Below are 13,436 nucleotides of genomic sequence, written 5' to 3'. Positions count from 1 at the left end.
ATTGTCTCAACCGATTTACTCAATTGGGAATGCCAAAAGTAGAAATAAAGAACTCAAATTAGCCATGCAACAAAGCCACTGTCATGTGTACCCGCATGACCCAATTCCCAACAGTTTTTCCCCGTCAGAATAGCCGCACGGGACGGGCTACAGCCTGGTGACGCAGAAAACGCATTGGTAAAAAGCACTCCTTCACGGGCAATACGATCAAACGCTGGGGTTTTGACAGCATTGTAGCCATAAGCCGAGGCATGAGGATACGACTGATCATCTGCAATGACAAAAAGTATGTTTGGTTTTTTAGCCTCAACCGACAGATTTACCTGACGATTCTTGTCTATAAAGAGACTTCTGCCAGAAAACAGAAAAATGGATACCGTTACGACCAAACCCACTTTCATGGTAGTCTTCAGCGAATGTCCTCCTGTACGTGCCGATGCACCTGGTGCCTTAGTGAGGCCATCGGTGTATATTTGTCTTTTGTTATTTTTCATAATTACCGCTTTGCATAACCAGGGTTCTGTTCGAGAACGGCACCAGTGTTCCGCTCAATTTCACTGTAAGGGATAGGGAAAAGATTATTATGAGGCTCTACGTCAACCCCAAATTTTGCCGCCGTTGGGTGCCCATTGCAATACTTTCGGGTCCGTTCATAAAGCAAACCCAGTCTGTTTAACGTCAGTCGCCGTCTTTCTTCAACGCCTAGCTCACGCATGCGCTCATCCAGAATATAATCAATAGTGACATTACCAGCATTTACTGGTTTAGCATTAGCTCGGGCACGAACAACATTGATGTCGGCGGCGGCCAACGCCGCATCTCCTTTTCCTAAATACGCTTCAGCCCTAAGTAAGTAAGTTTCCGACAATCGAATATAGTACTGATCGCTATAAGTAGTACCAGCCGCCGAAGCATTCAATGTTTTTAAAGTAGCATTAACAAAAAGCTCGGCTGGATGCTGGCCTGGCGTTGTCACTTTAGATTGGTAAGGATAAAAATTACGTATGGTATCATCCAGAGTTTTACGGAACGTAGTTCTAAACTCCGAAAGTTTTTTTCCGTACCAGGCTGATGCGGGATTATTAAATTTTACATCCCTGACAAAATTATATTCTGAGTTACGCATGTCATTCCAGTCATCTTTCCAGATACCATAATTTAGATGGTTAGTTCCCCGTAATCGACCAATTCCTCGTCCACCAGTATAATCCGAAACCCCCAATTGTAAAAAAGGGGAGACCCCCGTTGGATCTTTATAAGGAAAACTATAAGGACGTGGAGAGTGATCTCGTTCCAGCATAGGCCCAGCCAGCGCCGAGGACCGTACGACACCACCCTGTACATCCATTTCGTATTGAAAAACCCATATACCCTCTGTATTGCCTGCACTTCGATTTTGGTTATACCTGCGGAAAAGATCCCAATATACATCACCTGGTTCTTTCGCCAGTGAGCCGAAACGTTGCTTCATCAGGGCTAAATTTGAATTAGTAATGACTGCCGTTGCTGCTTTTACGGCATCCTCGTAGCGTTTCAGGCAGAGATATACTTCAGCTAACAAATGGTTTGCGGCTGGAGTCGAAACTTTACCATCTTTTACTTGATTGATATTAGGCAGGTTCGCTACCGCAAACTCAAGATCGGTGGCTGCCTGCTTATAAACCTCTTCGCGACTGGCACGGACATAATTCGTTTTAGGCGAGCTGACCTCTTCCAACTCAATGGGTACTCCACCGAATAAATGAGCCAAATTTCGGTAAGCCAACCCCCTAAAAAGTCGGGTTTCAGCCTCTATGGCGGTTTTCTCGGCTTGACTTAGAGACGCCTTCTGCATCCGATTAAGAATGATATTAGCGCTCGAAATAATCTTGTAATACTGTTGCCAGTGAAAAAGGGGGATTTCGGATATAGGGGTTAGCGTCGCGGGATAACTGCCAAACCGTTCGTTCAACTGCTGCGCCCCATTGTATCCAATGTCAGTACCATAGACATAATCCAACGGTCGAAATTCTCCACTCGACAGCGTTCCTCGGGTCAGGTCATAGAGCGAATTGATGGCCGAATTAAAATCACCGATGGTGATGAAGGAGTTTTCGGGGCTGGCAAAATCCAACGGTACTTCCTTTAATATCTCCTTTTCATTACAACTGAACAGTAACAAGGTAAGAAGTACCCAAACTTTATATATAGCGGTCATTAATTTCATCACAATAAAATTTATGTTTTAAAAACGTACATCTAACCCTGCGGAAAAACCTGTCATAACAGGTCGTCCGTTTACTAATAAGCCATCGCCCGTCTCGGGGTCCCAGCCCTGCCATTTCGTCCAAGTAGCCAAGTTTTTGCCACTAATAAACACCTTAACACCCTGCATACCCATCTTTTTTGCCAGTGTTTGACCAAGTGCATAGGAAAGGGTAATATCCTGTAATCGAACAAAACTCCGATCTCCATAATAGTTGTATTCGATGGCTGCGCCCTGGTCAAGTGCGCGATAACGCGCTCCTGGGTTTGAGGGTGTCCAGTAGTCAAATTCTTGCCAGAAATTATTCCGTCGGATATTGTCCCCAACCCCTAATGAGCTAGGCATATTCAATGAGCGATAGCCATTTTTCCCGCCTTGAATAGAATTAATAAAAATTCGTAAGGTAAAATTGCGATGGCTGAATTCGTTCAGAATACCAAAGTTATACGCTGCTTCAGATCTTCCCCGAATGACCCTATCGTTTGCATCGGTAAAACCATCACCATTTTGATCGACAATCCGGTGCGTACCTACAAAGTATCCCTTGGGTGCTTCTTCCCCTAACTGAATGATCCCCCCCGATTCGTAATCATAAATCGCTCCAATGGATTTTCCAATAAACAACCCGTTGGCTACCAAATCATCTTCGATGCCATTTTGGTCATTATCCTGCCCCAATAGTGAAACAATCCGATTTCGGTTAGCCGCCAAGTTAAAATTGGTCATCCAGCTTAGATTTTTCCCCGTAATCGGCTTAGCGTTTATAACAAACTCAACACCTCGATTAGCAATGTTTCCGACGTTCGATATTATTTGGTTGAATCCTGTCACAACGGGGATATTTACATTGAATATCAAGTTATTGGTTGTGGTTCGGTAATAATCAACACTACCAGAAATTCGGTTTTTTAATAGTGCAAAGTCAAGCCCAAAGTTGAATCCAGTAGTTGTTTCCCACGATAAATTAGGATTCGCAAGTGTAGTAATTTGCTGACCAAAAGCCGTGGCACTACCATCACCAAACACATAAGCGGGATAAATATTGGTTCGAGCCAGCGACGAATAACGGTTTACCAAGTTTCCATTGGTACCATACGACCCTCTTAGTTTGAGTAAATTAATAGCATTTACTTTAAGAAAATCTTCTTGGCTCAACACCCATCCAAAGCCAATGGAAGGAAATAGGGCTGTTTTTTTGTTTTCGGCAAAACCTGAAAATCCATCCTGACGTAGCGTAGCAGTCAATATATATTTGTATTTATATTCATAGTTGATACGCCCCATGTAGTACAGATAGCTCTCTTGCCAAGCAGAGGACGTAATCCGTTGAATCGTGGCTTGGCTCAGGTCGTTGTAGCTTAGTCGAAGGCTATTAAAATTCGTGCCTGTCGCATTTGATTCTTCAAATTTTCTGTACCGACGACCCGCAACTAAGGTTGCGTCTATACTATGAACATCCTTTATTGACTTTTTAAAATTGACAATATTATCAAATGTCCAGTCGTACGAGTTGGAATTAATTTTGTAAGCTTCGCCAGCCATTGAGTTAGAATACGGATTGCTGCTATAGTGACGATCCCATGAATAGTTATGTCCATAATTAATCCGGTAAGATAAGCCTTTCACAAATGGTACGTCAATGTTAGCGTAGAAATTACCGAAAAGGTTATTCCGTTTATCAAAGTCATCAGCCAATGCCACCAAAAATGGGTTAGAGACATTGGTACCCATCGGATTGAGCACATAATTACCATTTTCATCAGTAGGTTTTACCAATGGAGACATAATGGTGATGCCGCCTAAACTTGGCGAAATACCAGAATAATCGGAAAAAGAGCCAAAAGTCTGAGCCCCAATTTTTAACCACTTTAAAATCGTGTTTTCTACATTTATTCGGGTAGTAATCCGTTTGAATTTATCATTCATGATAAACCCTTTTTGATCAGTATATCCTCCCGAAATAAAATATGACCAATCTTGGCTCGACCCCGTTACACTCAAGTTATGTGCAGTAATAAAACCAGGACTCGTTGTATTGCCCCACCAGTCATAACTCGTACCGTTGTTATATCCCTCTCTAATCGGCGGGTCACTAATAAAGTTCTGGATGTTGTAGTTTGGATTGGGCGTGGTATAATCTGGTGCCAGAAAAGCGTTCTTCCAATCCTGATTAGCTAATTTGGCGATATAGCCATCACGATCAAACAAAGTCAGAGAATTGACAGGATTTTGCGTTGTGTAACTACCAGAATAATTAAAAACAGGCTTGGCATTTTTCTTTCCACCTTTGGTCGTAATGAGGATAACACCGTTTGCGGCCTGCGCCCCATAGATAGCCATGCTGCTGGGGTCTTTTAATACATCAACCGACTCAATATCAGCGGGATTGAGGTCACTTAGGTTACCAGTATAAATAATTCCATCCACTACCAGCAATACATTTTGATTACCGTTAATCGTGGTTCGACCTCGGATGGATATTGTTGGATTTTGACCCGCCGTGCTAACCTGCCCAATATTCAACCCCGGAACTGTTCCCTGCAAAGACTGAGCAATATTGACATTGGGCGATTCGCGAAAAGCGTCAATATTTGCCCGTACGACCGACCCTGTCAAATCGCTTTTTTTCTGAGTACCATAACCTACTACGACTACTTCACTCAGGAGATTGTCTTCAGGTACCAATTGAATATCAATCGTAACTCGACTACCAATGACGATTTCTTGGGTGGTATAACCAACTAAAGAGAAAACGAGTATATGGTTAGACCCCTCAGGCAAGTTTAACTTGTAGCTTCCATCAACGTCCGTGATTGCTCCTCGCGTTGTCCCTTTGAGGACAATATTGACTCCTGGTACGGTTTCATTTTTTTCATCCGTTACCTTACCCTGAACAGTTATATCTGCAGGTTTGCTATCTGGCAAAGTGGCTGGTTCGGGCAGGGAAGAAGTTGGAATATTCATCTTTAGAATGATTCGACCATTGACCACTCGATAAGAAATTTGTTCGGGTTGAAATAACAAGTCCAGTACTTCTGAAAGCGTTTTGTTATTTAATGACAAGGTAACTCTCCGCTGTACTGGCAGTGACCGTGGGCTATACACGAATTTCACATGAGCTATTGACTCCAACTGCGATAAGACCGTTTTGATTTCCTTTTGATTGACAGTCAAATCAATCTTTTGTGACAGGATTTCTTGGGCCTTAACAGGGTGGGCATACGTATATCCTATTAGAATGATACTCAGCACAAATTGAAAAAAGGAAACTTTCATTAGGGTACCTAAGGGCGTTAGGATTTGTCTTCTTTTTTGCATTGTTTTGCTTTTGTTAAATGAGAAAAATTTGACAATAGTCCCCCGCTTCATTTAGATAAAATGAATTTTTCGGACGGAAACGAAAATATGGGGACTTAGATTGACCGGATATGCTACCAACATATCCGGTTTTTTAGTAAAATACGCTACATCATTGGCATTAGGGTTTACGTGAAACAGGTTTAAATGGAATACATTCGCCCCCTGTCATGACAATTGTAGTACCTTTTAATTCGGTTGTTGAGTTTAACAACGCATTGATGACCTCCAATTTGGCAAACAAGGATTCGTCCGGTAAAACAGCAGTGATTGGGCAATCACTAACAGACTCGTTGATAAGGGTGATTTCAATTCCATACGCCACCTCAAGCTTTTTAATCACCGTGCTAAGAGGTGCTTCTGTAAAAGTAAAAGCATCTGGTTTACTAAATTCTCGTAAAGGATCAATTAGTACAGGCTTATCAACCAGTCCAGTATTGTAACTTTCACTACCCTGTTGGTAGATAACTTTTTCGTTTGGTGTTAATACCACGCCAATGTTTGGTTTTGCTTTAACGGATTTATGCTCGTTAGACTTTTCAACAATGACTCTCCCAGATTTGACCGCGACTTCTATTTCGCCCGACTGTTCATTTTTTCTAATCGTAAAACTCGTCCCCAAGACCTTGGTGACAATCGATTCGCTATAGACCCAAAAAGGCTTTTGAGGGTTCTTAGCTATTTCGAAAAAACCATTACCAATCAGATAAACAATTCGTTGATTCCCATTAAATGACTGTGGGTAATATAGAGAAGCATGTGGCTCCAGCGTTACCTGACTACCGTCTGACAACTGAACTTGTTTCGGCTTCTGGTCGGTATTTTCCAAAACTATTAGCGCATCGATTTGCTCGGCAGTTAGCCCCTTTAAAGCGATGGGACGTGACTGAGTAAACGTTGACACAGTATAAATAAACCCAGCTATCAGAACGATAGAAGCTGCCGCTGCTAACCGATGGCGATTGCGTTGCCACCAGTTTGGGATTGGTTGAATTAATTCAAACTGATGAGGCAGGGTTTTAGCTTGGATTTGTCGCCATAATTTCTCTTCTAACAACTGTTTTTCCTCCGCTGTTTTTTCCACCGCACTGCCTTGATCTATGGACTCATACCAATAATCCATGACCTGTTTTTCTTCCACAGAAGATAAATTATCAATGTATCGCTGGAGTATCCTGAGAAATCCTTTTGTATTCTTATACATTCTTTGACGAAGATTTGGTGGACGAATGCCTTCTACTTACTATGTAGCCTGTGACACATAATCGCCGCAAATCATCCTAAAGATTCTATAAAAATTTATGCATAACCGTTGCATTTAAACATTTATTCTTGTTTTTGTACAACAATAAAATTGGAGCTGGGAGAAGTGAGGATTATAAATTAGGAAGTAAGATTGAAATAATGCACACAATAAAGTCTTTCAAGTAGCTACGCATAGTCCGCAGAGCCTGAGTAATATGATATTCAATAGTTCGTTCTGGAATTTGGAGTATATCCGCTATTTCTTTAGCGGACCTTCCTTCTAACCGATTCAATCGGAAAATTTCCTGAGTTTTAGAAGGCAATTGGTCAATCCCAGTCAAAATGGCCTCATTTAAGTCCTTTAAAGCCAATTGTTCTTCCGTTTGCGTATCCGTATTCTGATTAAAAAGTTGATTGCTATTCTGATACGACTGACGTACAAGTTGCGCTTTTATGTAGTCTAAAATTTGGTATTTAACCGCTTTAAAGAGAAACTTACTGAGGTCATTAATCAGTAATTGCTCCCGCCTTTCCCACAAATCGACAAAAATATCCTGAACAATTTCCTCAGCGTCCTCTTCAAAAAGGACTTTCCGTCTGGCCACTTGGAATAACTTGTACCAATACCGCTGATAAATTTCCTGAAAAGCATTTTGGTCACCTGTTCCTAAGCGCTCCAACAGGACAGCATCAGTTACGTTGGCGACTTCCATAAAATTTAGATACTACAGTTTTACTAGACATTAAATCACAAATATATCTGTAAATATTCCAACTTCAATAGTTCGTGAACAATTTGGGTAAATGGGTAAATTTTCATTTGAAGGCAGACAGAATTAGAAAAGCGCTTTATGTTTGTTATATAAAAAGAGCCAGAGAAGATATCTTCTCTGGCTCTCCGTCTATTCCTAAACCCTTTACCTTATGAAAAAACAATTACTCTTTTTTCCTTGACTATTTAATATTTGCGTCGGAGACGCTTTGCCATTTGTGAACCAAATAATAGTTTGGTTCAGGCTATTTTCTGATTTTTGGCCTTAGCCACTAAAAAACCCTGTGAACAATTTCAGATCGTTAATTCTGCACCACACTACCCGACTCTGTAGCTTTCCGAATCTCGTCTTTTAAACGTTGATTGGCCACAACAACTACTTCAACTCGCTGATTTTGGCGACGCCCATCAAGGGTTCTGTTTGACACTTTTGGGGTTGTTTCTCCAAAGCCCTCCGTTACAATTCGTAACTGAGGAACTCCGTGCGCTTGCAAAAAGTCAGCAAAAGATTCTGCTCGTTTTTCAGACAATTGCTGATTTGTTTTCAAACTTCCTTGAGAATCTGTGTGCCCTGCGATGAGTAGCTCTGTGTCTTTAAAATCTTGCAACACCAACGCCAATTTTTTCAAAAAAGGCTGTGGGTCGTTTGATAGAACGTAAGAACCAGTGGGATATAAAATTTCTGATTGAAACGTCATTTTAATCCCTTCTCCAATCCGTTCAACTTGAGCGATTCCTCCCAGTTGTTGGCGTAGCTGGATGGTTTGCTGTTCCATGTATTGTTCAATACGAGTACCTGGCAAACCACCCACTACTGAAGCGCTTATCGCGTAATTGGCAGGATCTTTCGATTTACTTTGCCCATGTTTGGCAGGTGAAACCGTTTTCTCCTTAGTTCTTCTTAGAAAGGATGTGGACGTACAGTCGGAAAGCCCTATAATCAATGAAAAACTCACCGATATGAGCAAGAGACTTTTTACTGATTTATTTTTTGTGTTCATGGCTGACAAAAAACTTTGTTAGAAAAAAGGAGCTTTTGAATTTTTAACGCTCAAAAGAGCCTCGTTAATAAACTCCGTGTTATTGTCATTGCTGTTAATCTGATATTAATTGTAAAATACTTATGCCACGGCAGATTTAACGCTTTATTAGGGAGATATGGGCAATTTGGGGGATTTTTGGGTAAAAAAATCCCCACTTAGTTGGTAAGTGGGGAGGTTATCAAACGAAATTTGGCTTTTACCACAAATGATGCACCTGTGGTTTTATGTATTTAGCGTAAATTTCATTCACTGATTGTACTTGCTCTTGGGTCAAATCAGGAATCGTCAATGCCTCCAAATTGGCCGTGGCCTGCGCAGGATTCGACGCCCCTGGAATGATGGTACTCACTGCCGAATACCCCAAAATCCAGCGCAAAGCCACAGGAGCAAGGTTTTCGTACGAAGGGAATACCGCTTTAAGTTCTTCTACCGCAGCCAATCCTGTTTCATAATCAATACCCGAAAACGTTTCCCCTTTGTCAAAGTGTTCTCCGTTGCGGTTAAAAAAGCGGTGGTCACCTGCCGTAAAACTCGACGACTTCGAAAATTTGCCCGTCAATAAGCCACTGGCCAAAGGCACACGCACAATGACCCCGATGTTTTTCTTTTGCGCTTGCTCAAAAAACAATTTCGACGGACGCTGACGGAACATATTGAAGATGATTTGAACCGTGGTGACGTTGTCGTACTCAATGCCTTTCAATGCCTCTTCTACTTTCTCAACGCTAATGCCCAAATGCAATATTTTACCTTCTTCTTTTAAGCGATCAAACAACTCAAAAATTTCGGGACGATAATACACCTCTGTGGGCGGACAATGGAGTTGAATCAAATCTAGGGTCTCTAGCCCCATATTTGTAAGGCTATCTTCTACAAACTTACGCAATACCGCAGGCTGGTAGGCTTCATTGACGTGCGGGCTAAGCTGACGGCCGCATTTGGTGGCGACATAAATACGTTCCGAGCGGCTTTTGACAAATTTCCCAACAGCTTTTTCACTTTCACCCGCGCCATATACATCGGCCGTATCAATAAAATTGATGCCCGAATCAACGGCCGCGTGAAGAATTTTCTCCGCATTTTCGTGGCTAAAATCGTCTCCCCATTTTCCGCCTACCTGCCACGTTCCTAGGCTGATTTCTGAAATCTCAAATCCAGTTTTTCCTAATTTTCTGTAATTCATTGTCAATTTTGTTTTTGGGTTACTCGCAGTCAGACGATAGTCAGACTGCATTACCAAATAGCTACGGTCTGACTGCCGTCTGACCTTATTGTTCGCAGTCAAACGATAGTCAGACTGCACTACCAAATAGCTACGGTCTGACTGCCGTCTGACCTTATTCATTCCACGCATTCATGCCTGGCGTCAGCGGCATACATGCGATGTATTTTCCTGGAATCGGGTCGTAGCCCAACACTTCTTTACCAATTTTTTGGGAAGTAAAATAGCCAAGCAGCGTCAATTCTTTTACTCTTCTAAAAAATGGCGTTGGAGAAGGTGGTGCCAAACGAATACCCCATACCGATGGTGGTAGCTTCTCCGCTTCTGCATCTAGTTTGGTCAAAAAATCCTTTCGTTGTTCGGGAGTACATTCCACAAACGACTTCCCGTAGGCTTTTTCACAATCTTCTTCCAATTTTTCTAAACCACCCACAAAATCCTTTTGTTCTTCTTCCGAAAGCAAATCTTTCAACATTTTGTCAATAAACTGCGGAACCCCTAGTTCTTTGGCGCCTGGCGTTTTGGTTTTGGGGAGAATTGTTTCTGCAATTTCAGCAATGCTTGCCGCTTGGTTATTGGTCAGAAAAGTAGGTTTCCAGTCTAATTTTGCTTCTTGCGAGCAGGCCATAAACGCCTCACTCAACGTAGCAGTGGAAACAGCATAGCCCAAAAACAGGGCCGATGATTTTATAATATCTCTGCGGTTCATCTGATTCGGGATTAGAGATTTTTACGATTGAGTTCATTTACGGCAAAATCGGCAGCACGTGCCGTAAGCGCCATGTACGTAATGGACGGATTGACACAACTCGACGAAGTCATGCAGGCCCCGTCAGTTACAAATACGTTGGGAACAGCATGAAGTTGGCTATTGGCATTTACAACCGACGTTTTGGGGTCGCGGCCCATGCGCGCCGTTCCCATTTCGTGAACGCCTACGCCAATTCCCCCAGAATAGTCAAACGGAGTCACATTTTTCAAACCTGCATTTTCGAGCATTTCTACCGCATCTTCTTTCATCTGCTTACGCATCGCCATTTCGTTGGCTTTAAACTCGGCATCGATGCTCAACGTTGGCAAGCCCCATTTGTCTTTTGCATCATGGTTGAGCGTCACTTTATTTTCGTGGTAAGGTAAACATTCTCCAAAACCTACCAACGACATCCCCCAATTACTTGGGGCAAACAAACTATCCTTAAATTCGGCACCTACTCCGCCTCCACTAATGCCTCCGCCCCAATTACCACGGCCTCCAGCGCCTTGGTAATCATAGCCACGAATAAAATCTTTCATTTTGGAAGCTTCATCGAGGTTACGGTAACGCGGAATAAAAATCCCGTTGGGGCGACGGCCTTTGTAGTATTGGTCTTCAAATCCATCGTAACTACCCATTGCCCCCACTCGATAGTGGTGGTCCATTAAGTTATGTCCCAACTCGCCACTATCATTTCCGAGCCCATTGGGGAAGCGACTTGACGTAGAGTTTAGCAAAATTTGGGTGGTTCCGAGCGTGGAAGCATTCAAGAAGATGATACGCGCGTAAAACTCGATTTCCTCTTTGGTTTCTGAGTCAATCACCTTGACGCCTTTTGCCTTACCCAATTTCTCATCATAAATAATTGATGCTACTTGCGAGTTCGGGCGGAGGGTTAATTTGCCTGTTGCATCGGCCGCAGGCAGGGTCACAGCATTGCTACTAAAATACGCCCCAAAAGGGCAGCCTCTCGAACAACGGTTACGGTTTTGGCATTGCCCACGCCCATTGATAGGTTCGGTCAGGTGGGCTACGCGCCCAATCGTCAAATGGCGGCCTTTGTACGTTTTTTCAATACTTCCTTTGACGTGTTTTTCGAGGCAGTTAAGTTCCATAGGAGGCAAAAAATGCCCGTCGGGTAAGTGCGATAGCCCTAATTTTTCGCCGCTAATGCCCACGTATTTTTCAACGTAGGTGTACCAATTTTCAAGGTCTTTATAACGAATGGGCCAATCGACTCCGATGCTTTGTTTGGCATTGGCCTCAAAATCAAGGTCACTCCAACGATAACACTGTTTGCCCCACATCAATGAACGCCCTCCTACCTGATTTCCCCGAATCCAGTCAAAGCGTTTTACTTCGGTGTAAGGGCTATCGAGGTCGTTGTTATAAAAATGTTTGTTGGATTCATCAATAAAGCCACTCCGAACCTGAATATGGTATTTCTTTTTATCTTCATCGGTCAGCTTACCACGGTGTTCAAAATCCCAGTGGTCGTTATTCATCGTAGGGTAGTCTTCAACGTGACGTACCATCCGTCCTCTTTCCAAGACAAGCGTTTGCAACCCTTTCTCACAGAGCTCTTTAGCAGCCCAACCGCCGCTAATACCCGACCCAATCACGATGGCGTCGTAGGTATGGGTTTTGTTTACTTTTAAATTAAAACTTGGCATAGGTTAATTAGATATTAGAATAGTGAAATATGTTTGCGAAGATAGGTATTTAACTGTCGGCCTGACAATTAAAATGATTTAATACCCAAGAAAAATAATGGCAGAACTTTATTGAAAAATTATATGTATATACATATATTTATAACATACTACGCTCTCCGACCGCAAACACGGTGTATAGGAGCATTTTATGAGATAAGACGCATGAAAAGAAACGAATTTATCAAAAGTATTCTTGGAGGAGCAATAACCATGGACTCGTTAAAAGACCTTTATAAATGGAACGAACAGTTGGCCACCAAAGACGCGCTTATGCCGATGCTCTTTGTTGGTCACGGTTCACCAATGAATGGTATTGAAGAAAATGAATTTAGCGACGGCTGGAAACGCTTAGGAAAAGAAATACCCGTTCCAACGGCCGTTTTGGTCGTATCGGCGCACTGGTACACGCGCGGCACCAAAATAACGGCTATGAACGCCCCGCGTACCATTCACGATTTTGGAGGCTTTCCTCGCGCACTTTTTGAGGTTCAGTACCCTGCCCCAGGAAGTCCTGCGTTGGCCAAGGAAGCAGCCTCTTTCGTCAAAAAAGCACAAGTCGGACTTGACCATGAATGGGGGCTCGACCACGGAACGTGGACGGTCGTGCGCCACATGTACCCTAAGGCCAATATTCCAGTATTGCAGCTGAGTATTGATTACACTCAACCACCGCGTTATCATTATGAACTGGCGAAAGAATTAGCAGCTTTACGAAAAAAAGGAGTATTGATTATCGGTAGTGGCAATATGGTACACAATTTGGGGATTCTCAACTGGCAATACACCGAACGTGGCTACGATTGGGCAATTGAAATGAATACCAAATTCAAAAAGTTAATCGTCGAAAATGACCATGCTCCGCTGATTAATTACGAGAAATTAGGCCAAGCAGCATTGTTGTCGATTCCATCCCCCGACCACTACTTACCACTGTTATATATTTTGGGCTTAAAAGAAGAAAAAGAGCCTATCAGTTTCTTCAACGACAAAACTGTTTTAGGCTCTATTTCAATGACTTCGGTCAAGGTTGGATAAGGGGCGCGGTTGTAAGCAACCGCACTCACGGGTTGCTCACAACCAGCT

10 protein-coding genes are annotated in these 13,436 nt (G+C 42.7%); 1 reads left to right on the top strand and 9 read right to left on the bottom strand.

Annotation, left to right across the window (positions count from 1 at the left end; translation table 11 throughout):
• Positions 1-53: 53 nt before the first annotated feature.
• From AC23P2_RS16485 to AC23P2_RS16445, 9 genes are all read right to left on the bottom strand, one after another.
• Positions 54-494 (bottom strand): sulfatase-like hydrolase/transferase, encoded by a 441-nt coding sequence (locus AC23P2_RS16485; protein WP_487774211.1) that lies wholly within the window; start codon positions 492-494, stop codon positions 54-56.
• Positions 495-496: 2 nt separating this feature from the next.
• Positions 497-2,206 (bottom strand): RagB/SusD family nutrient uptake outer membrane protein, encoded by a 1,710-nt coding sequence (locus tag AC23P2_RS16480; RefSeq protein WP_487774210.1) that lies wholly within the window; start codon positions 2,204-2,206, stop codon positions 497-499.
• Between the two features lie 18 nt (positions 2,207-2,224).
• Positions 2,225-5,563, bottom strand: coding sequence for a TonB-dependent receptor (locus AC23P2_RS16475; RefSeq protein ID WP_487774209.1), 3,339 nt, complete (start codon positions 5,561-5,563; stop codon positions 2,225-2,227).
• Between the two features lie 160 nt (positions 5,564-5,723).
• Positions 5,724-6,806: a FecR family protein gene (locus AC23P2_RS16470; RefSeq protein WP_487774208.1), complete on the bottom strand. Its 1,083-nt coding sequence runs from the start codon at positions 6,804-6,806 to the stop codon at positions 5,724-5,726.
• 172 nt (positions 6,807-6,978) lie between these two features.
• Positions 6,979-7,560 (bottom strand): RNA polymerase sigma-70 factor, encoded by a 582-nt coding sequence (locus tag AC23P2_RS16465; protein WP_487774207.1) that lies wholly within the window; start codon positions 7,558-7,560, stop codon positions 6,979-6,981.
• 361 nt (positions 7,561-7,921) lie between these two features.
• On the bottom strand, positions 7,922-8,620 hold the full coding sequence (locus tag AC23P2_RS16460; RefSeq protein ID WP_487774206.1) for an OmpA family protein: 699 nt from the start codon (positions 8,618-8,620) through the stop codon (positions 7,922-7,924).
• A gap of 238 nt (positions 8,621-8,858) precedes the next feature.
• Positions 8,859-9,845, bottom strand: coding sequence for an aldo/keto reductase (locus AC23P2_RS16455; protein WP_487774205.1), 987 nt, complete (start codon positions 9,843-9,845; stop codon positions 8,859-8,861).
• A gap of 154 nt (positions 9,846-9,999) precedes the next feature.
• Positions 10,000-10,593, bottom strand: a complete 594-nt coding sequence (locus tag AC23P2_RS16450; RefSeq protein WP_487774204.1) for a gluconate 2-dehydrogenase subunit 3 family protein — start codon at positions 10,591-10,593, stop codon at positions 10,000-10,002.
• An 11-nt stretch (positions 10,594-10,604) separates the two neighbouring features.
• Positions 10,605-12,311 (bottom strand): GMC oxidoreductase, encoded by a 1,707-nt coding sequence (locus tag AC23P2_RS16445; RefSeq protein ID WP_487774203.1) that lies wholly within the window; start codon positions 12,309-12,311, stop codon positions 10,605-10,607.
• A gap of 252 nt (positions 12,312-12,563) precedes the next feature.
• Between AC23P2_RS16445 and ygiD the strand changes: the two genes are divergently transcribed.
• Positions 12,564-13,388, top strand: a complete 825-nt coding sequence (ygiD, locus tag AC23P2_RS16440; protein WP_487774215.1) for a 4,5-DOPA-extradiol-dioxygenase — start codon at positions 12,564-12,566, stop codon at positions 13,386-13,388.
• Positions 13,389-13,436 lie beyond the last annotated feature (48 nt).

Source organism: Runella sp. R0.1_18, from assembly GCF_057652155.1.
This window is presented reverse-complemented; position numbering and strand designations above follow the sequence as displayed.

Coding starts and splice junctions, on each gene's coding strand:
- AC23P2_RS16465 (WP_487774207.1), bottom strand. CDS start 7,560: ATGGAAGTCGCCAACGTAACTGATGCTGTCCTGTTGGAGCGCTTAGGA.
- AC23P2_RS16470 (WP_487774208.1), bottom strand. CDS start 6,806: ATGTATAAGAATACAAAAGGATTTCTCAGGATACTCCAGCGATACATT.
- AC23P2_RS16450 (WP_487774204.1), bottom strand. CDS start 10,593: ATGAACCGCAGAGATATTATAAAATCATCGGCCCTGTTTTTGGGCTAT.
- AC23P2_RS16485 (WP_487774211.1), bottom strand. CDS start 494: ATGAAAAATAACAAAAGACAAATATACACCGATGGCCTCACTAAGGCA.
- AC23P2_RS16480 (WP_487774210.1), bottom strand. CDS start 2,206: ATGAAATTAATGACCGCTATATATAAAGTTTGGGTACTTCTTACCTTG.
- AC23P2_RS16455 (WP_487774205.1), bottom strand. CDS start 9,845: ATGAATTACAGAAAATTAGGAAAAACTGGATTTGAGATTTCAGAAATC.
- AC23P2_RS16460 (WP_487774206.1), bottom strand. CDS start 8,620: ATGAACACAAAAAATAAATCAGTAAAAAGTCTCTTGCTCATATCGGTG.
- AC23P2_RS16445 (WP_487774203.1), bottom strand. CDS start 12,311: ATGCCAAGTTTTAATTTAAAAGTAAACAAAACCCATACCTACGACGCC.
- ygiD (WP_487774215.1), top strand. CDS start 12,564: ATGGACTCGTTAAAAGACCTTTATAAATGGAACGAACAGTTGGCCACC.
- AC23P2_RS16475 (WP_487774209.1), bottom strand. CDS start 5,563: ATGCAAAAAAGAAGACAAATCCTAACGCCCTTAGGTACCCTAATGAAA.